This is a genomic window from Gardnerella rara, assembly GCF_055452355.1.
The window spans coordinates 160,823-178,342 of the sequence record NZ_JBVBJP010000001.1; the positions used below are offsets into that span (position 1 = coordinate 160,823).

At 38.8% G+C, this 17,520-nt stretch carries 20 protein-coding genes; 15 read left to right on the forward strand and 5 right to left on the reverse strand.

Going from position 1 to position 17,520, the window contains the following annotated elements; all coding sequences use genetic code 11:
- The first annotated feature begins 286 nt into the window (after positions 1–286).
- The 4 genes from ACZ0NX_RS00645 to ACZ0NX_RS00660 all read left to right on the forward strand — a co-directional run bounded on the left by ACZ0NX_RS00645 (position 287) and on the right by ACZ0NX_RS00660 (position 3,695).
- Positions 287–1,492: a phosphoglycerate kinase gene (locus tag ACZ0NX_RS00645; protein WP_464404940.1), complete on the forward strand. Its 1,206-nt coding sequence runs from the start codon at positions 287–289 to the stop codon at positions 1,490–1,492.
- A 117-nt stretch (positions 1,493–1,609) separates the two neighbouring features.
- Positions 1,610–2,407, forward strand: a complete 798-nt coding sequence (gene tpiA, locus ACZ0NX_RS00650) for a triose-phosphate isomerase (protein WP_060786664.1) — start codon at positions 1,610–1,612, stop codon at positions 2,405–2,407.
- Positions 2,408–2,480: 73 nt separating this feature from the next.
- Positions 2,481–2,729: a preprotein translocase subunit SecG gene (secG, locus tag ACZ0NX_RS00655; RefSeq protein WP_004115170.1), complete on the forward strand. Its 249-nt coding sequence runs from the start codon at positions 2,481–2,483 to the stop codon at positions 2,727–2,729.
- Between the two features lie 129 nt (positions 2,730–2,858).
- Positions 2,859–3,695, forward strand: a complete 837-nt coding sequence (locus ACZ0NX_RS00660; protein WP_464404942.1) for an HAD hydrolase family protein — start codon at positions 2,859–2,861, stop codon at positions 3,693–3,695.
- 592 nt (positions 3,696–4,287) lie between these two features.
- Here the strand turns inward: ACZ0NX_RS00660 and ACZ0NX_RS00665 are convergent.
- Both ACZ0NX_RS00665 and ACZ0NX_RS00670 read right to left on the reverse strand, forming a co-directional pair.
- Positions 4,288–4,737, reverse strand: a complete 450-nt coding sequence (locus ACZ0NX_RS00665; RefSeq protein ID WP_464404944.1) for a hypothetical protein — start codon at positions 4,735–4,737, stop codon at positions 4,288–4,290.
- 1 nt (position 4,738) lies between these two features.
- Complete coding sequence (locus ACZ0NX_RS00670; protein WP_464404946.1) at positions 4,739–4,939, reverse strand: helix-turn-helix transcriptional regulator; 201 nt, start codon at positions 4,937–4,939, stop codon at positions 4,739–4,741.
- A gap of 241 nt (positions 4,940–5,180) precedes the next feature.
- On the opposite strand from ACZ0NX_RS00670, the gene ACZ0NX_RS00675 reads away from it, so the two are divergent.
- From ACZ0NX_RS00675 to ACZ0NX_RS00720, 10 genes are all read left to right on the forward strand, one after another.
- Positions 5,181–5,831 (forward strand): recombinase zinc ribbon domain-containing protein, encoded by a 651-nt coding sequence (locus tag ACZ0NX_RS00675; protein ID WP_464404948.1) that lies wholly within the window; start codon positions 5,181–5,183, stop codon positions 5,829–5,831.
- Between the two features lie 649 nt (positions 5,832–6,480).
- Entirely contained in the window at positions 6,481–7,197 is a 717-nt protein-coding gene (locus tag ACZ0NX_RS00680) for a DUF4417 domain-containing protein (RefSeq protein ID WP_464404950.1), read from the forward strand.
- Positions 7,197–7,568: a hypothetical protein gene (locus tag ACZ0NX_RS00685; protein ID WP_004130966.1), complete on the forward strand. Its 372-nt coding sequence runs from the start codon at positions 7,197–7,199 to the stop codon at positions 7,566–7,568. The genes ACZ0NX_RS00680 and ACZ0NX_RS00685 overlap by 1 nt, the downstream gene beginning before the upstream one ends.
- Complete coding sequence (locus ACZ0NX_RS00690; protein WP_464404952.1) at positions 7,556–7,903, forward strand: hypothetical protein; 348 nt, start codon at positions 7,556–7,558, stop codon at positions 7,901–7,903. The genes ACZ0NX_RS00685 and ACZ0NX_RS00690 overlap by 13 nt, the downstream gene beginning before the upstream one ends.
- 215 nt (positions 7,904–8,118) lie before the next feature.
- The gene (locus ACZ0NX_RS00695; protein WP_415695936.1) at positions 8,119–8,973 is read left to right on the forward strand and encodes an Abi family protein; all 855 of its coding nucleotides are present in this window, start codon (positions 8,119–8,121) and stop codon (positions 8,971–8,973) included.
- Positions 8,974–9,684: 711 nt separating this feature from the next.
- On the forward strand, positions 9,685–9,864 hold the full coding sequence (locus ACZ0NX_RS00700; RefSeq protein WP_205411975.1) for a hypothetical protein: 180 nt from the start codon (positions 9,685–9,687) through the stop codon (positions 9,862–9,864).
- A gap of 118 nt (positions 9,865–9,982) precedes the next feature.
- Positions 9,983–10,375: a hypothetical protein gene (locus ACZ0NX_RS00705; RefSeq protein WP_016828761.1), complete on the forward strand. Its 393-nt coding sequence runs from the start codon at positions 9,983–9,985 to the stop codon at positions 10,373–10,375.
- Positions 10,376–10,379: 4 nt separating this feature from the next.
- Positions 10,380–11,252, forward strand: coding sequence for an ABC transporter ATP-binding protein (locus tag ACZ0NX_RS00710; RefSeq protein WP_020760725.1), 873 nt, complete (start codon positions 10,380–10,382; stop codon positions 11,250–11,252).
- Positions 11,221–11,871, forward strand: a complete 651-nt coding sequence (locus ACZ0NX_RS00715) for a hypothetical protein (RefSeq protein WP_464404954.1) — start codon at positions 11,221–11,223, stop codon at positions 11,869–11,871. The genes ACZ0NX_RS00710 and ACZ0NX_RS00715 overlap by 32 nt, the downstream gene beginning before the upstream one ends.
- Positions 11,872–11,874: 3 nt before the next feature.
- Positions 11,875–12,237 (forward strand): thioredoxin family protein, encoded by a 363-nt coding sequence (locus ACZ0NX_RS00720; protein ID WP_464404956.1) that lies wholly within the window; start codon positions 11,875–11,877, stop codon positions 12,235–12,237.
- Here the strand turns inward: ACZ0NX_RS00720 and ACZ0NX_RS00725 are convergent.
- The 3 genes from ACZ0NX_RS00725 to tkt all read right to left on the reverse strand — a co-directional run bounded on the left by ACZ0NX_RS00725 (position 12,234) and on the right by tkt (position 16,163).
- Positions 12,234–12,455, reverse strand: coding sequence for a hypothetical protein (locus tag ACZ0NX_RS00725; RefSeq protein ID WP_004111696.1), 222 nt, complete (start codon positions 12,453–12,455; stop codon positions 12,234–12,236). The genes ACZ0NX_RS00720 and ACZ0NX_RS00725 overlap by 4 nt on opposite strands.
- Positions 12,456–12,748: 293 nt before the next feature.
- Positions 12,749–13,852 carry a transaldolase gene (gene tal, locus ACZ0NX_RS00730; protein WP_016798447.1) on the reverse strand — a complete coding sequence of 368 codons (1,104 nt, stop codon included), beginning with the start codon at positions 13,850–13,852 and terminating at the stop codon, positions 12,749–12,751.
- A 211-nt stretch (positions 13,853–14,063) separates the two neighbouring features.
- Entirely contained in the window at positions 14,064–16,163 is a 2,100-nt protein-coding gene (gene tkt / locus ACZ0NX_RS00735) for a transketolase (protein WP_060786666.1), read from the reverse strand.
- A 324-nt stretch (positions 16,164–16,487) separates the two neighbouring features.
- Here tkt and hrcA point away from each other — a divergent pair, with 324 nt between their 5' ends.
- Entirely contained in the window at positions 16,488–17,504 is a 1,017-nt protein-coding gene (gene hrcA, locus ACZ0NX_RS00740; RefSeq protein WP_060786667.1) for a heat-inducible transcriptional repressor HrcA, read from the forward strand.
- The last annotated feature ends 16 nt before the right edge of the window (positions 17,505–17,520 follow it).

The window sequence follows — 17,520 nt, forward strand, 5'->3', positions numbered from 1 at the left end:
TAAATGCCGTATACACAAAGTATGCGGCATTTTTGTATCGTGCGATTTTTTGTTGATTTTGTTATTGATTTTGTTATTGATTTTGTTATTGATTTTGTTGTCGATTTTGTTGTCGATTTTGTTGTCGATTTTTTTGAGCATCTTTCTGTTGATTTTGTGCGTGCTTGTTGCACATATGCGGTATAATCGTTGATGGAATTTATAGACGTTTTAGCTTTGCTTTCGTCTTTTTTCTTGTTAAATTCGCCATCATGATTGGTTGAATCATGGTTTGGAAAGGATACCAATGAAGACACTTAAAGATTTGGGAGATTTGAGCGGCAAGCGCGTACTAGTTCGTGCTGATTTTAATGTTCCTCTCAAGGGCACGACTATCACAGACGACGGTCGTATTAAGGCTGCGTTGCCAACGATTAAAGCTTTGCGCGAGCAGGGTGCCAAGGTTATTTTAATGGCACATCTTGGTCGCCCAAAGGGTCAAGTTGTTCCAGAGCTTTCTTTGGCTCCAGTGGCGGCTCGTTTAGGTGAACTTCTTGGTGTAAATGTTGCTTTGGCTGCAGATACATATGGCGAAGATGCTCAAGCTAAGGTTGCTTCCATGAATAATGGTGACGTTGTTTTGCTTGAAAACGTTCGCTTTAATGCTGCAGAAACCAGCAAAGATGCTGCTGAACGTGCTGAATATGCTAAGAAGATTGCAGCTCTTGGAGAGGTTTTTGTTTCCGACGGCTTCGGTGTTGTTCACCGCGCTCAGGGCTCTAACTACGATGTTGCTGCAGATCTTCCAGCTGCTGCTGGCTTGCTTGTTGAGAAGGAAGTTAAGGCACTTTCTCGCGCAACCGAAAATCCAGAGCGTCCTTTGACTGTTGTTCTTGGTGGCTCTAAGGTTTCCGATAAGCTCGGCGTTATTGAAAACTTGCTTTCTAAGGCAGATCGTCTTGTTATTGGCGGTGGAATGGTATTCACATTCCTTAAGGCTTTGGGTCACGAAGTCGGTACTTCTTTGCTTGAGGAAGATCAGCTCGAGAAGGTTAAGGGCTACATTGAAACCGCTAAGAAGAATGGCGTTGAGCTTGTTCTTCCAACCGATATTGTTGTTAACGCTGGCTTCCCAGCGGGAGATACTCCTGTTGCTCCAGAAGTTGTTCCTGCGGATGCTATTCCAGCAGACAAGATGGGCTTAGATATTGGCCCTGATTCTCAGAAGCTGTTCCACGATAAGATTGTTGATTCCAAGACTGTTGTGTGGAATGGCCCTATGGGCGTATTTGAGGTTCCAGAGTTTGCTGCTGGCACTCGTGCTGTGGCTCAGGGCTTGGTTGACGCCACTAAGAACGGCACTTTCACTATTGTTGGCGGTGGTGATTCCGCTTCTGCAGTTCGTAATCTTGGATTTGCGGAAGATGGCTTCTCTCACATCTCCACTGGTGGTGGTGCTTCTCTCGAGTTCTTGGAAGGTAAGACTCTTCCAGGCTTGAGTGTGCTTGAGTAAATATCTTTAAAGTAATATTGTGCCGGCTTTCGATTTTATAAATTTATTTTGTAAATCGAAGTCGGCATAATTCTAGTTTTTATCTTTATTCTTAATTTTTAATTCTTAAGGGTGATTATGGGCGTGAATAGAAAACCGCTAGTTGCAGGCAATTGGAAGATGAATTTCAATCACCTCGAAGCCACTCATTTTATTCAAAAATTCTGGTGGCAGCTTTGCGATTCTCACTTCGATTGCAAAAAATGCGATATTGCGCTTATGCCATCGTTTACGTCCTTAAGAAGCGTACAAGTTTTAGTTGAATCCAGCAATATTCCTATTCTTTACGGAGCTCAAGCGGTTTCTGTTACAACTCAAGGCGCGTTTACTGGAGATGTTTCGGCAGATATGCTAGCAAGCCTTGGCTGCTCAATGGTGATTGTTGGTCATTCCGAGCGTCGAAAGTATCACCCAGAAGATGATGCGAATATTGTTGACCAAGTGCGTGCTGTTCTTGCAGCTGGAATGCAGCCGATTTTATGCGTTGGAGAGAGCTTCGAGGAGCGCAAGCAGGGTATAGAGCTTGATTTTGCGGTTGGGCAAGTTCACGACGTTACTCGCGACTTAGATTCTAAGCAGGCAGAGCGTTTGATTATTGCGTATGAACCAGTTTGGGCTATTGGAACTGGCATGGTTGCTACAGCGCAATCGGCTCAAGAAGCAGCTTTTGCTATTAGGGACGATTTGCGCAGCACTTTTGACAATAATGTTGCAAATTCCGTGCGTATTCTTTACGGAGGCTCTGTAACGTCTTCTAATGCGTCAAGCTTAATTAGCGAGCCAGATGTAGATGGATTCCTTATTGGAGGCGCGTCTTTAGACGTTGATGAGCTTGCTTCTATTGTTAAACTTGCGTCTTATAAAAATCGCGAATAATTTAGCCTGATTTAACGCATAGGTCAATGGCTTTTATTATGCTTTACAGAGTACTAAAAACAGGAGGTTACTTGTGTCCGCTGTGAAAATTGTTTTGCAAGTGTTGCTTGTGCTCACCAGCATTTTGTTAACATTGTTGATTTTGATGCACAAGGGCAAGGGCGGCGGCCTTTCCGACATGTTCGGCGGCGGTTTAACGAAGAACGCTGGTAGCTCTGGTGTTGCAGAAAAGAACTTGAATCGTTGGACTGTTATCATAGCTTTGATTTGGGTGGCTGTTATTGTTGCCTTGAATCTTATGACTAAGTTCTCACTTATCTAAGTATTCTTTTAAGCGCGTAGTCGAAAGATTGCGCGCTTTTATTTTATAAGCAGAGCAGGTGTACATTTTGCTATGCTTTTTAAGATGTTAGAAGATGTTAGGCTAATTAAAATACATTAGGTGATTGTTATGCTTCGTTTTTCTCCATCGCTTGTTATTGCCGATCTTGATGGCACTATGCTTCATGATTCACAAACTTTTGAAGGCAGATATTTAAGCCAAGAAACTGTTAGCGCTGCTAAGCGTTTGAGCGAACGCGGAATACCGCTTGCGATTATTACGGCCCGACCTGTTGGTAGTGCTTTTGATTTTATCCACGATTTGCAAGCTCAAGTTTGCGCATATCTTAATGGCGCTCTTATTGATTTTGATTGCGCGCATAGTACTATTAGCGATCTTACTTCGCAAAGAAGCATTGATACTCTTACGCGCTTTGGCTTTGATTCTAAGCTTGCGTGTAGCGTGTGTTTGCGCTTGCTTAATGAGATTCCTACGCTTCGCATTGGCATTGTTATGAACGATGTTCGTTACACTAATTTTGATGTTCGTATGCTTTGGAACGAGCAGGATTTTATTATTACCGATTTTTCTAATGTTCCAAGTGGCATTGCAGACAAGATTATTATTGTTCCGCGAGATGGCGAGAAGGAGCAGCTTCAGCGTATTCTTCCGGATGATTTTTCCTTGCATATTAGCGAAGATGTGTTGTGGATGCTTACGAATCCTCTTGCAAATAAGGGGCATGCTTTGAACGTTATTTGCAATCGTTTGGATGTGAAGCCTAGTCGCACAGTCGTTTTTGGAGACGATATTATAGATATCGACATGTTCCGCGCAGGGGGATACGGTGTAGCGGTAGCGAATAGTAATCCTCGGTTGCTTGCGATTGCAGATGAGGTTTGCGACTCCAACAACAACGATGGCGTTGCCAGCTGGCTTAATTCAAACCTTTTTACTAGATTGTGATAACCCACCTTTTTCGTTACTGGCGAAGTTGTGTGACGAATTCTTTCGTAGAGAGTCAAACGGAAAGCTTGGTGGCATTACTGGTACTAATAGATTATCAGATTACTTATTCACTTTGCTTTATTCTATCAAACAAGAATTTAAGTTAAAGTTCTTCTTGGGAAGAGGGTTAAAGCATTTACAAAAACCACTACTCAAAAATTGCCCCATTTATATTCCAAATGAGATTGAACTTAGGGCTTTAATAGCATTGCTATGCCTGATTATACGACTATATCGTCTAATCAACGCGAAAATAGAGCTTTGATAGCTCTCCGTGATTGTCTTTTACCTATGATCATGAACAGACAGGCTACATTCGAAGAATAGGCAGTTAAATTATCATTTCTCTATCCATTAATTTCTTCTCCTTAATCTATAAATTTCAATTAACAAAGCGACTGAATTTATATTTCAATCGCTAAAAGTCTTATATATTAAATTGTTTTAAGTGGGGATTCTTATCCTTATCATTTTTACATCCTAATTTTGAGTATAAAAAAGACGATAGAGTTTTAACTGTCTATCGTCTAATACCTTTACTATGATATTTTTAAATCTTTTTTGACCAATATACTTTTAATAATTTAGAAAATATTATTTGTACAAATGCAACTATTATTAACGCTAAAAAGGCTTCATAACTTACATATGCTACAATTAAAGAAACTATTACAATAACCATTGAAAATATAGGTATTATATTTGATCCTGACTTCATCTTTATTAATATCATTCTTTCATCTGTTTCTTTAGTATGCATCTTCTCCAATATATCTTTATTTCTATATGCTCTACCAAGCATTGACATGTAGAATACAGATACAAGTTCAACTCCAATAAAAAATACTGCTACATAATATGTCACATCTTCTTTTAATGGAAATTTATATTTTAAGTAAAAATTTCCAATAATAACTGCGAGTAAGGCAACCATACATAATAAGACTAAAATACTAATTCTAAATCCTATTTCTTTTTTATATTTTTCTAATTTGTTCATATTAATCATCCTCTTCTATACTAAATATTTCTTCAATATTCATATCAAAAAACTTAGCAATTTTAAAAGCCAACGGCAGTGACGCTATATATTTCCCAGTTTCAATGGAAGTTATGGTCTGTCTTGTTACTCCAACTTCATTTGCCAATTCTTCTTGAGTTATTTTATGCTGTTTTCTTAATTGAGAAATTGCATTTTTCATTTTCCTCCTCCAACAGCAAGCTCACTTTACATATAATGTATAGCTCGCTTTGCTTTTTTTGTCAAGCGTACTTTGCTTTTTTATAATTTCTTAAACTAAAAAGACGATAGATTTTGTCAACCATGTTCGTATAAAAAATGATGGAACAGAACCACAGTATTATGTAAAAGATAGCCACACGCCTATTATTCCAAGAGATATTTTCTTTAAAGTTCAAGAAGAAATGTTAAGACGAGCCAACATGTTTAGCGGTGAGGAGAACAAAAAAAAAAGGAGAGTTTATTCCAGTAAGTACGCTTTATCCAGCCTATGTGTTTGTTCTAAATGTGGTGATGTTTACAGAAGAATTGCTTGGAACAACCGAGGAGTGCATTCTGTTGTCTGGCGTTGTTGTACCAGATGGGAAAATGGTCCTAGTGCTTGCGATGCTCCGACAGTAAAAGAGGAAGAGCTGCAGTCTGCCATAGTGAAAGCCATAAACAAGGTGTTTAGTATATCGGATGAAGTATTAGACATGTTGAAGAATAATATTAGAGAAATTATCGCGGGCAACAACTTAAGCGAGATTGAAACGGTTGATAAAAAAATTGCAGACAAACAAGCGACACTACTAACCTTGCTTAAAGCTAAAAAAGACTACACGAAAATAGCTGATGATATTGATGAGCTTAAAGGTAAGAAACAGCAGCTTCTTATAGAAAAAGCAGGTCAAGAAGATGCTAAAAGACGAATCAGAGAAATGGAAGATTTTCTGAAAAGTGAGCGTCACGATATTAGTGAGTATGACGAGAAGCTGGTAAGAAAGTACATCAAGAAAATAAAAGTTTACGAAGACAAGTTCAGCGTAACTTTTAAATCAGAGATTAGTGTGGATGTTGAAAGGGCATCGTAAAAGTCAAAAGAATGTGAGCGTTTGAAATGTTACAAAAGTCAGCCTAGGGGAATCATCTCTAGGCTGTTTTTTGTTTTTATGCTCAGAAATCAAGCTATTAAGCCAATCTTAAACTTTTTAACGATAGCTTTTTCTATCGTTAAAAAGTGCACCCACTATCAATAGTGTGCACTCAAAAAAGTGTAGCTATACTCGGAGTTATCTCAATCCATACAGAATCAGTGGCGCTCCTTTACAAATTGTACTGAATTGGAATAGCGTTTTTCTGATACCTACTATGCGTGCATTCTAGTTGTAGCGTTTTCGTTCTGACATTTGTTTGTGTTTGTGAATGTGATTGTAAGACTAAATAATCTTGTTAGAAAGAAAAATTTGTGTTAGTTTGCTAAAATACTCACTTTGGTGTAGCATGTGCAGACAACAGTACCCGACGTGCATCTTAACAATGCGGATCAATTCTGGTCTTTTGATTTTGGCCTATAATCCGATATTTAACAAGGGAGTTGTTCAAGTGGCGAATAGTAGGAAGTTTGTAGAAAAAACGAAAGATGTTAGCTTAAAGGTGAGAAGGGCTGAGTCTTTTTAGTATTAGTTATGTTAATTGTGAGAAAGAAAAGTATGGATATAAGAGAAGTGAGGAATGGATACTATGGCAAAAAAGAAGAGAAAAACAAAGAAAAAATCAGTGGTTGATAGTGGTGTGCGTAACGCAGGTCTGCTGTCTGATGGTTGCAATCCAGAACTTGTTAAAGATGCTGAGTTTGATGGTATTTTTGAAATTCCAATAATTAAAAAACCCAAGAATCTTATTATCCCGGATAAACTTGTGCCATTCAGCAAGATTGGCAAGACTGACAGAAAAACGTTTGCTGTCTGTGAATATGAGAATGATACGGAATTCAGTGATTTGCTTGCTCATCCAAATGAATATGTTGAAATTTTAAAGCAGTATGAGGGATTTATTTCTCCTGATTGTTCTATATATCGAGATATGCCTTTATCGCTTCAGATTACTAATATTTATAGAAACAGAGCAATTGGATATTGCTTTCAAAAGCATGGTGTTTATGTAATACCATGTGTTAGATGGGGTGATGATAGGACATATACTACAAAATTTTTGCCTGAAAAGATTGCGTTCTTAGGTGTTGAGAGGCACTCAATTGTTTCTGTTGGTAGTTATGGTCAATTGAAGAACAGAGTTAACAGATACTATTTTGAAGCTGGTATGGACTCTATGATGGAAGAATTGGAGCCTGAAGTAGTTCTTGTGTATAGTAAAATGCCAGATGAAATTAAAGAGAAATATTTGAAAACTCAATTTGTTGAATATGAAGATTGGACTAGCATAGTGAGAAAAAACTAATGGGGGCAGGACAGAGCGATTTATATAAGGGAACGTATGGCGATAATCCTGATAATATTCCAGATGAATTTAAGGGAAGGATAAAGTTGCCTGAGAATGATTCCCAGATAAAGCATATCTTTGAAGAAAGAGAAGGACACCTACCAGATACGCCAGAAAATAGGAAGATGCTAACTGAATTGGCAAACGATGAGCATTTTCATGTTGGTAAAGACATGTATGGTAACGATTGGCATACTAGGATTAACGTAGATGGTACTCAGGATTGGGTTCGACATCAGAACCAAGTGATAAATGAGGGTGGGAAAAATAGTATTCCAAGGCAATGGCATGATAGGACGGGATTAAATAATGATCCGTGGGAGGAATAGTTGTGAATAAGTTTGAATTGTTTTCTATGATTTATTACGCGTTAAATCATTATTGGAAAGAAAATAAAAGTGAAGAATTGGCTTCATTTTTAAGTGATATGAATCCTTTTTTATTTGATGATATTGGCTCTGCTGTTCCTTCTGTGTATGCAAAGTATAGTTTGCTGGTAAATGAAGAGATTAGCATTGATAATAGTTTTAGTGTTGCTTGTAAGTATGTTAAAAGTTTAGGTTTGCAGGCTGTAACGGATGCATTTGCTTGCGTTCATGAGGACGATTGGAAAGCACGGTGCGTGAAATACATGTCATCAACTCATAAAGGGCAAGATATTTAGTGTGCTGTGATAGTTTGCGTTTTCGGTCTGACGTTTGTTTGTGTTCATAAAGGTGAGTGTAAGACTAAATAATCTTGTTAGAAGAAAAAATTTGTGCTAGTTTGAAAGATTTAATAAAATACTCTCATTGGTGTAGCATATGTAAATAACAGTACCCGACGCGCCTCTTAACAATGCGGACCAAGTCGGGTCTTTTGATTTTTGAGGAGAGAAATATGAAGAAATCCTATCAACCTCCTATAAGTATTGATAAGCAAATAGAAAATTTAGTGTCTTTGGGATTAGAGATAAAAGATATAAGTTATGCTAAAGATGTACTTAATAGGGTTTCTTACTATCGCCTCATTAAAGCATATAGTATAACTCTAAAAGAAAATGGTAGATACGTAGAAGGTACTACTTTTGAGAATATAGTCGAGTTATATCTATTTGATATGGAGTTTCGTCATATTTTATTTTCGTTGATAGAGCATATAGAAGTTTATTTAAGAGCTGTAATCACAAATTATTATTCTTTAGAATATGGGAATTTTGGTTATAAGAATCTTAATAATTATGCGAAAAATAATTATCAGAAGAATACTTTAGATGAATTAGAAAGAGAAATTAATAGGAATAGGAAATCGCCTTTTATACGTAATTTTAAGGATAATTATGAGGGAGGGGAAATTCCTTTATATGCTGCTATTGAAGTAGCGAGTTTTGGTACTCTTTCTAAAATGTATAAGAATATGAAGAATGATGATAAAAAAGCAATTGCAACGACGTTTGGCGTTGATTACGTTTATTTAGAGTCATGGATTGAAAATTTAGCTTATGTTAGAAATATTTGTGCTCACTATGGTAGATTATATGGTTCAAAATTAACTAAGACACCAAAATTATATAAAGAGTATTTAAAGAAAGGCGTATCGAATAATACTATTTTTGCTAGTATTCTTAATCTTAAAGTATTAGCTGAAAATGAACATTACAAGGAATTTTCTAGTAAGTTATCAAAGATAATTGATAAATATCCGTTAGTGGATTTGAAGCATTTGGGATTTGTTAATAATTGGCAAACTTTTTAACGATAGCTTTTCATATCGTTAAAAAGTGCACCCACCTTGTGAAGTGGGAAATTGAAGTCATAAAACAAAAATAAGGTAAGATTTCACATATAAGGTGTGGTCGTACCTTATTTTTGGTCTATAACCCGATAATTGAGAAAAATGAGCAATCGTAATAGAGGATAGTCTGCATATTTTCATGTGAATTTTATCTTCAAAATCATACATAATTCGCGATAATTACATGAATTCCATGATGAAAGTTGGTGGAAATATCTGGTATATATGTGTTATAACATTTTCGTTACAGTGTATTAACAAGACATCATAAATGCTTTACAATTATGGTGAGAGTTGAGAATGCAACATTCGTTTATGATGTTGCGGATTTAGCTCTATAGGAGGTTTTACTTGAAAGAGAGGAGATGATTATTATGAAGAAGCTAACACTAGAAGAATCTCGCTCGATTAGAGCTGGATGGATGTGCGTTGTCTGGGGTTTCATCTGCTGGGGATGATTCTCTAGTTCTGCATATGATTATATTACCAGATTTCATTACAACAGTAGATTAGGTTAGTCTCATTGTAGTGTTCTAATTGTAATCTATTTGCGTAATTTAGTATTTGAGAAAATTGATTTGATTGTATGATGCTTTTTAACATTTGTGATTAAATCTGTAGCGTGGAGGCTATGATAGCCTACACGCCTTGAAACTTTGAGGAGCTCAATAGATGGTGGCTTATCCTCATAATATGCAAAATTTGACTTCAGATTGCGGTATTGCAGTTATCAAATCATTGCTAGAAAATTATCATAGATTTAATGAAAGAAGTTTTAAATCGGTTGTTTCTAGTTTAGATATTGAGCAAGGTTTATCTTTGTTTAATATTGAAGAGGTTTTGAAACAATGAAGATTTTTATAGACAAAGTCTTGGAGTTAAAAAAGACTGCGATGATTTTTATTGTTACTCATGATGCAATGTTCGATAAAATTGCTGATGAAATAATAGATTTGGATGTGATTAAGAAATGAAAAGCAAAAAATGGATATTTGCAGCTACCATAGTAATCCTAGGTCTTGTCAGTCTGCTGTATGTAGGGTATAAGACAAATAATGTTCGTTTTGGTATGGTTCGTGATGATTTGCCAACACTAGTTTCAGGAGATTATAAGAATAACGATAACTTATCGTTAAAGCCAGGAGTGTATGCTATTTATGCAAAGAGAGGCAAAGGAGAGATACGCTTTGCTGGAAAGCTGTACAAGCTTGATGATGCTCTTTTTGTGCGTGCTCAGAAACAGCCAGGAAATGTTAAAAATGCTGTTATCTACGAAGAGAGTCCTAAAATTTTTATTGGTGAAGATAGTAAGATTTCTGTAAAAGGAGATCGGAAATTTTTAGTTTCATTTGTTAAGAGGTAGTCTTATGAAGATATCTCATTTGAAAAAATCATATGGGGGAAAAGTCGTTTTAGATGACATTTCTTTGGAAAGCAGTGCTGGGCAAATTATTGCGTTAGTAGGCAATAATGGTTCAGGAAAAACCACGTTAATGAAGTGCATTGCAAATTTGATAGTTGATTATCAAGGCAATATTGAATTGGACGGTTCACTTTCATTTGCTATTGAGAATCCATCTTTTTATGACGAATTTTCTGTACAGGATAATCTTAGAGTGTTTGCTGCTTTGATGGGGAGAAAAGACTTTAATTGTGATAAATTATTGCATCAGGTGAGTCTCGACGAAGCAAAAAATAAAAAGTTTAAACAATTGTCGCTAGGTATGAAGCAAAAATTAAATATTGCTAGAATATTGCTCTCAAATAGTGAAATTATTCTTCTTGATGAACCTTTCAATGGATTAGATGTTCTTACTATAAAGCAGTTAAAAGACACTATCTTGTCATTGCGCTCACAAGGTAAAAGCCTTGTAATTTCAAGTCATATATTAGATGAGTTAGGTGAAATTGCTGATATTGTATGGTATTTAAAAAAAGGGAAAATTCAAAAAATTGTTAATTTTAATGATAATCTAAGAATTTATAATGTGATTGTTGTAAATGGTGTGGATATTAGTGAATTGCTTTCTAACAGATATGAGGTTTTTTGTCGTAGCAAAGATAACAAAGAATCAACTTTTAGAATTAAATTGCCTAGAGAGGATATTGCCAAGGTTCTTAAATTGCTGATTGAGCATGGGGTACAAATCGTGGAATACAGTGATATTACGCATGATATTAAAGATTTTATGTTGGAGGAAGATGATAATGAAGTACTATATAAAATCAGAAATTATTAAGTTTAGTCATCAGAAGCTTTTCTTATTGTCTTTTGTTTTGTATTTGGCATGTTGCGTGTTTATAGTATTTCAGGCTAAAAGAGGTGCATTTTTATCACAATATAAATTCTTTTCAACGATAACTATACTATTTTTAAGCCTATATCAGATATTATCAATTGGTGAATGGCAAGAGAAGAAAATTATTCATCATTATCTAGAGTATATTCCTAATAGGATTAAATTATTGTGTTTTATATATGGTGAATACGTAAGCATTTATCTAGTCGTAAATTTGGTATTTTTGTCACTAAAATACTCGTCTCTAGGGATAGTTATGCATCAACTGCTCGTATATCCGATAATTTTCCTTTTGTATATTGCTATAAATATGAATCTGTTGATATATTTTGAAAAAGTTGGTGTTACAATGATTCTTTCCTTTATATTATTATGGATATTGCCGAATTTAATAAACATAATATTGTCTCAAACATCCGTGTATTCTTTTCAGATATTTTATTATTTATCACCAGACTCGTTCACCGCTCTTACGTCTGCAACTTGTATTATTGCTCTAATGTATATTGTTATGTTTTTCCTATTGTCGTTATTCCAATTTATGAAAAAAGAGTACTGAGTTATGAAAAGTGTAGTATCTCGTATACTTCCAGCTATTGTCATAATGTTATTCGTTGGTTTTATTGCATATATTCATTTGAGTGGCTTAAGACCCTCATTTTCAGTATTACAGGAGAATAATATCTCAAATCTTAAAACTGGAGAAGTGCTCTATTTTGGTAGTTCAGGCTGTGGAGCATGTCAGGAATTCAATAAAGTTCTAAAAGAATATCAAGATGAAACGCATACTAAAATTTATTATTGGGATGCCACAGACACGAAAATTGTGAGAAAGGCAGCTGAAATAAAGCTTTACAAAGCAAATTGGCACATTTGGTTTATTAATCATCTATCCCAGCCCCATATAAAAGTAACTCTCATTTAAATCTCATCATATTTCTTTTTTAATTTATCCATATTATCAAGGTCAATCCACTCCTCGCTAAAACCACAGGCAGTGCAAATATACCTATCAACAGGTACTGCCGACATAATTGTATGGCCAGTCATAACATTATTTCCAGTCCCATAAGCCCCAGCAGATCCAGGCACAAATATAATTTCACTTCCCCCACACTTTGGGCATTTTTTCGTATTTTTCATAGATCCTCCTTATTAATCTAATAATGTTCTTTTTATTGTTTTGAAAAATTGCATAAAAATAGGCAGGAACACATACCTATCCATCAGGTATATATTTCTGCCAATTAAAAAATTCTAAGTGAAAAGAGACAGAACTACACTGTTTGTCTTTCTCAATTAATTAGCTTAGAAAATAACACTGGGTAGCTTTTTATTGCGATTGATAAAAACGCAAAACAACAAAAACCGCACATGTGTGGAAATTAATCCACGTGCATGTGCGGTTTATGTTTATTTATTAATGATTAATCAAATCAGGCGTTTACGCGATCGATGCCAGACTGTACGTCTGCAATCACGGAATCCCAAGACTTGATGAAGGCGGCAACACCGTCAGCCTCAAGCTTGTCGGTAACGTCCTTGATGTTGATGCCAAGCTCAGCAAGCTTGTTCATAACAGCATGGCTCTCTTCGTAAGTGCCCTTAATGGAAGCAGCACCGTTGCCGTGATCAGCAAGAGCGTTCAAAGTCTTCTCTGGCATGGTGTTAACAACATGCTCAGCAACCAACTCGTCAACGTACTTGCAATCGGAGTAAGCTGCGTTCTTGGTGCCAGTAGAAGCCCAAAGTGGACGCTGCTTCTTAGCACCCTTGGCCTCAAGCTCAGCCCAACGTGGGTCGGCAGCGAACTTCTTCTCGAAGAGTTCGTAAGCCAAGCGAGCGTTAGCAACAGCAGCCTTGCCTTCAAGAGCCTTAGCTTCAGCAGAACCGTTAGCTTCGAGGAGCTTGTCAACAGCGCTATCAACGCGGGAGACGAAGAAGGAAGCTACGGAACCAATGTGCTTCAAGTCGTGTCCGTTAGCAGCAGCCTGAGCAATACCTTCGATGAAGGCGTCGATAACCTGCTCGTAGCGCTCGAGGGAGAAGATCAAGGTTACGTTCACGGAGATACCCTTAGCGAGGGTAGCGGTGATAGCTGGAAGACCTTCCAAAGTTGCAGGAATCTTGATCATAACGTTTGGACGATCAACCTTTGCCCAAAGCTCTTCCGCCTGCTTCTCGGTGTTAGCAGTATCGTGAGCCAAGCGTGGATCAACTTCGATGGAAACGCGGCCGTCAACGAAATCGGTCTTTTCTGCAATCTCACGGAAGATATCGGTTGCGTTACGAACGTCGGTGGTGGTCAACTCGCGAATAGCGGTCTCAACGTCAACCTTGCCGAGTTCCTTAAGCTGTGCGTCGTATGGGCCAACCTGGCTCAAAGCCTTCTGGAAGATAGATGGGTTGGTAGTAACACCAACAACATTCTTGTTAGCAATAAGATCCTGCAAAGAGCCAGACTCAATGCGGGTACGGGACAAATCGTCCAACCAAATAGAAACGCCGGAATCGCTAGTGCGCTGCGTTGCTTCAGTCATGTTATCTCCTTAACACTGTGCTCCACCAATTGGAACACGTTGGTAGTGTTGGCGTTTTACAGGAAACAGCGGTTGATGCTAAACCAACTGTAGCTTAGCATCAACACGCCTTTGCTGTTTCCAGTGAAGTGTTAAACACTTCGAGTTTTATGATTCATATCTTTTTGTGATTGCAAAAAGATATTTGAACCAAGTTTTTTTTTATTGTTACTTAAGCGCGTGCTTCTTCGATAGAAGCCTTAGCAGCTTCTACTACGTGCTCAGCAGTAATGCCCAAGTCGATCATGTTCTGACCGCCATCGCCCTGCAAGCCGTACTGTTCGATAGAAACAGCCTTGCCGCAATCGCCAAGATACTTGTACCAAGGCAATGCCAAGCCAGCTTCGATGGAAACGCGAGCCTTAACAGACTTTGGAAGGATTGCTTCCTTGTACTCTTCGTCTTGCTCTTCGAACCATTCGAGAGATGGCATAGAAAGAACACGAGCCTTAATGCCTTCGCCAGCCAAAGTCTTGGCAGCAGCAACAGCCCACTGAACTTCGGAGCCAGTAGCCATAATGATTACGTCTGGAGTGCCTTCGCAATCAACCAAAACGTAAGCGCCATGCTTTACGCCTTCGCGAGCCTTCTTAGCAGTTTCTGCAAGAGTTGGAACGCCCTGGCGAGTCAAAATCATAGCGGTTGGGTAGTTGTTCTTCTTCTCGAAGAAGTAACGGTAAGCTTCAGCAGTCTCGTACTCATCTGCAGGGCGCACAACCTCAAGCTGAGGAATAGCGCGGAAAGCAGCCAAGTGTTCGATTGGCTGGTGAGTTGGACCATCTTCGCCCAAGGCTACGGAATCGTGAGTCCAAACGTAGAGGTTTGGAATCTCCATCAAAGCAGCCAAGCGAACTGCTGGGCGCTCGTAGTCGGAGAACTGGAAGAAGGTGCCGTTGAATGGGCGAGTGTTAGAACCAAGCAAAATGCCATTGGTAATTGCACCCATTGCAAACTCACGCACACCAAAGTGAAGCTGGCGACCGTACTCGGAAACGTTTGGCCAAGTGCGGGTTGCATCCTCGGATGGACCGAAGGAGTCAGCGCCCTTAATGTTGGTGTTGTTGGAGCCGCCCAAATCAGCGGAACCGCCCCAAAGTTCTGGCATAACAGCAGCAATTGCGTTAAGAACTGCGCCAGAAGCCTTACGGGTAGCAACCTTAGATCCAACTTCGAAGCCAGCAACCAAGTCGTCAATGGCCTTGTCGAAGCCTTCTGGAAGCTTGCCAGCCTTAAGACGATCGTAGAGAGCAGCCTTATCTGGGTTTGCAGCAGCCCACTTTGCAAGAGCTTCATCCCAAGCCTTGTGAGCAGCCAAACCGCGCTCGGCAACCTTGCGAGCGTGAGCCAAAGCTTCTTCGTCGATTGGGAAGGAAACTTCTGGATCGAAACCGCAAAGTTCCTTCAAGCCCTTAACAGCTTCTTCGCCAAGCTTAGAGCCGTGGGAAGCTTCGTTGTCGGTTTTACCTGGGGTTGGCCAAGCAATCAAAGTATTAACCTTAATGAAGTGAGGCTTATCGGTAACTTCCTGAGCCTTTTCAATAGCAGCAGCCAAAGCCTGAACGTCTTCCTTGTAGGAGCCGTCTGGCTGAATGAAGCTAACTTCATCGGTGTACCAACCGTATGCACGGTAGCGAGCAAGAATATCTTCAGAGAAGGTAAGCTTTGTATCGCCTTCAATCTGAATGTGGTTTGCATCGAAAATAACAGTCAAATTGCCAAGCTTCTGGTTTCCAGCCAAAGAAGCAGCTTCGGAAGAAACGCCTTCCTCAACGTCGCCTTCACCGCAAATAACCCAAACCTTGTGGTCAAATGGGGAAGTGCCAGCTGGAGCTTCTGGGTCAAGAAGACCGCGCTCAAAGCGCTGACCATAAGCAAAGCCAACAGCAGAAGCAAGACCCTGACCAAGTGGGCCAGTAGTCATTTCGATGCCTGGAGTTAAGCCATATTCTGGGTGGCCTGGAGTACGCGTGTCTGCACCGCCACGGAAATACTTGAGATCGTCAAGAGTCAAGCCGTAACCAGAGAAGAACAATTGCACGTATTGCGTAAGCGAAGCGTGACCGCCAGAAAGAATAAAGCGATCGCGGCCAGCCCACTTTGGGTCGGCAGGATCGTGCTTAATAAAGTGCTGGTACAAGGTGTACGCAATTGGTGCCAATGAAACAGGGGAGCCAGGATGTCCGTGTCCTGCTCGCTCAACAGCATCAGCCGAGAGAACCTTCGCCATCTTTACGGCGCGCTCGTCTAATGCAGACCAGTTGAAATCGGTCATGTGATCTACTTTCCTTCCAATAATTCGGGTTTTTGCGCACAGCTTGCGCTGGCCATTACCCTCACATTGCCCTTTAATCCTATCTTTTATATCAGACGAACTTTTAACAAAGTGTGTCAAAAGTTAACAAAAGTTTATATTTATAGTTAGCTGTTGTTCTGTAAAAGTGACTTATTAAAAGTGACTGATTAAAAAATACTTAATAATACTTAATCACATATTATTTTGACATATATAATGGTTAGCAGTGAATTAATAAACGATTAGTGTTGTTTAATCGGGTTTAAAGGTTTTAATAAAGGAGAATCAATGCAATCACGGCGCATGATGATACTGCGTGCGGTTGTTGAAGATTATATTCGTTCACATGAGCCTGTTGGTTCTGCGTCTTTGGCTAAAAATCACAAATTGGGCGTCAGCTCTGCAACGATTCGCAACGATATGTCTCTTCTAGAAGAAGAAGGTTACTTGATTCAGCCGCATACTTCTGCTGGCAGGATTCCTACAGAAAAAGGATACAGGTATTTTGTTGATGGCCTAGCCGCACTAATTCCACTTTCTAATGCGCAAAGACGAGGGATTCGCACGTTTTTAAGTGGATCTGTAAGTTTACAAGACACTCTGCAACGCTCAGCGCGACTTCTTGCAAGCATAACTGGTCAGGTTGCGCTAGTGGCGTCTCCTGCGTTGTCGAAGTCAAAAGTAAAAAGAATTGAGATTGTTCAAGTATCGTCTTCAACCCTTCTAGTTGTTGTAATTACAGACGCTGGAGGCGTTGCGCAACATATAATTCAAGCGTCAAACATAAATTCAGATGATTTATTGCATCTAACTAATATGGTTAACGATGCTTGCATTGGATTATCTCTTCTTGATGCTGCAAAACGTGTTTATTCTCTAGCAAATCGCCAGGATTTGGCTTCTGCTTTGCAAATTATTAGTCAACTTGCTAACGCGTTAGAAGATATGCATAATGGCGAGCATTCTCACGATTTGTACATGGCTGGAGCTTCTCAACTTGCGCATAGACAAAATATTGGCGATTTTGCGTCTCTTTTCGATGCTCTAGAAGAGCAAGCTGTTATTATGCGACTTATGACTTCGCTAAGTGAGGAAGCAAACGATTGCGCAAGCGGCGTTAGTGTTGCAATAGGCTCGGAAACCCACACGCCTGGTCTTTTAAATGCTTCTGTTGTAACAAGCGCTTATGGCTATAATTCGGATTCCGATTCTGCGTTTATTGGGTCAATCGGCCCTACTCACATGGATTACGCGGCAACAATGACGGCTGTTAAAGCTGTAGCAAAGTATCTTAATGCGTTTATATCTGAAAATTCATAAAAACAAATTCATAAAA

What these genes read in the sequence shown, in the direction of transcription:
- ACZ0NX_RS00645 (WP_464404940.1), top strand. Translation starts at nt 287, where the DNA reads ATGAAGACACTTAAAGATTTGGGAGATTTGAGCGGCAAGCGCGTACTA.
- tpiA (WP_060786664.1), top strand. Translation starts at nt 1,610, where the DNA reads ATGGGCGTGAATAGAAAACCGCTAGTTGCAGGCAATTGGAAGATGAAT.
- ACZ0NX_RS00660 (WP_464404942.1), top strand. Translation starts at nt 2,859, where the DNA reads ATGCTTCGTTTTTCTCCATCGCTTGTTATTGCCGATCTTGATGGCACT.
- ACZ0NX_RS00665 (WP_464404944.1), bottom strand. Translation starts at nt 4,737, where the DNA reads ATGAACAAATTAGAAAAATATAAAAAAGAAATAGGATTTAGAATTAGT.
- ACZ0NX_RS00670 (WP_464404946.1), bottom strand. Translation starts at nt 4,939, where the DNA reads ATGAAAAATGCAATTTCTCAATTAAGAAAACAGCATAAAATAACTCAA.
- ACZ0NX_RS00675 (WP_464404948.1), top strand. Translation starts at nt 5,181, where the DNA reads ATGTTTAGCGGTGAGGAGAACAAAAAAAAAAGGAGAGTTTATTCCAGT.
- ACZ0NX_RS00680 (WP_464404950.1), top strand. Translation starts at nt 6,481, where the DNA reads ATGGCAAAAAAGAAGAGAAAAACAAAGAAAAAATCAGTGGTTGATAGT.
- ACZ0NX_RS00685 (WP_004130966.1), top strand. Translation starts at nt 7,197, where the DNA reads ATGGGGGCAGGACAGAGCGATTTATATAAGGGAACGTATGGCGATAAT.
- ACZ0NX_RS00695 (WP_415695936.1), top strand. Translation starts at nt 8,119, where the DNA reads ATGAAGAAATCCTATCAACCTCCTATAAGTATTGATAAGCAAATAGAA.
- ACZ0NX_RS00700 (WP_205411975.1), top strand. Translation starts at nt 9,685, where the DNA reads ATGGTGGCTTATCCTCATAATATGCAAAATTTGACTTCAGATTGCGGT.
- ACZ0NX_RS00705 (WP_016828761.1), top strand. Translation starts at nt 9,983, where the DNA reads ATGAAAAGCAAAAAATGGATATTTGCAGCTACCATAGTAATCCTAGGT.
- ACZ0NX_RS00710 (WP_020760725.1), top strand. Translation starts at nt 10,380, where the DNA reads ATGAAGATATCTCATTTGAAAAAATCATATGGGGGAAAAGTCGTTTTA.
- ACZ0NX_RS00715 (WP_464404954.1), top strand. Translation starts at nt 11,221, where the DNA reads ATGAAGTACTATATAAAATCAGAAATTATTAAGTTTAGTCATCAGAAG.
- ACZ0NX_RS00720 (WP_464404956.1), top strand. Translation starts at nt 11,875, where the DNA reads ATGAAAAGTGTAGTATCTCGTATACTTCCAGCTATTGTCATAATGTTA.
- ACZ0NX_RS00725 (WP_004111696.1), bottom strand. Translation starts at nt 12,455, where the DNA reads ATGAAAAATACGAAAAAATGCCCAAAGTGTGGGGGAAGTGAAATTATA.
- tal (WP_016798447.1), bottom strand. Translation starts at nt 13,852, where the DNA reads ATGACTGAAGCAACGCAGCGCACTAGCGATTCCGGCGTTTCTATTTGG.
- tkt (WP_060786666.1), bottom strand. Translation starts at nt 16,163, where the DNA reads ATGACCGATTTCAACTGGTCTGCATTAGACGAGCGCGCCGTAAAGATG.
- hrcA (WP_060786667.1), top strand. Translation starts at nt 16,488, where the DNA reads ATGATGATACTGCGTGCGGTTGTTGAAGATTATATTCGTTCACATGAG.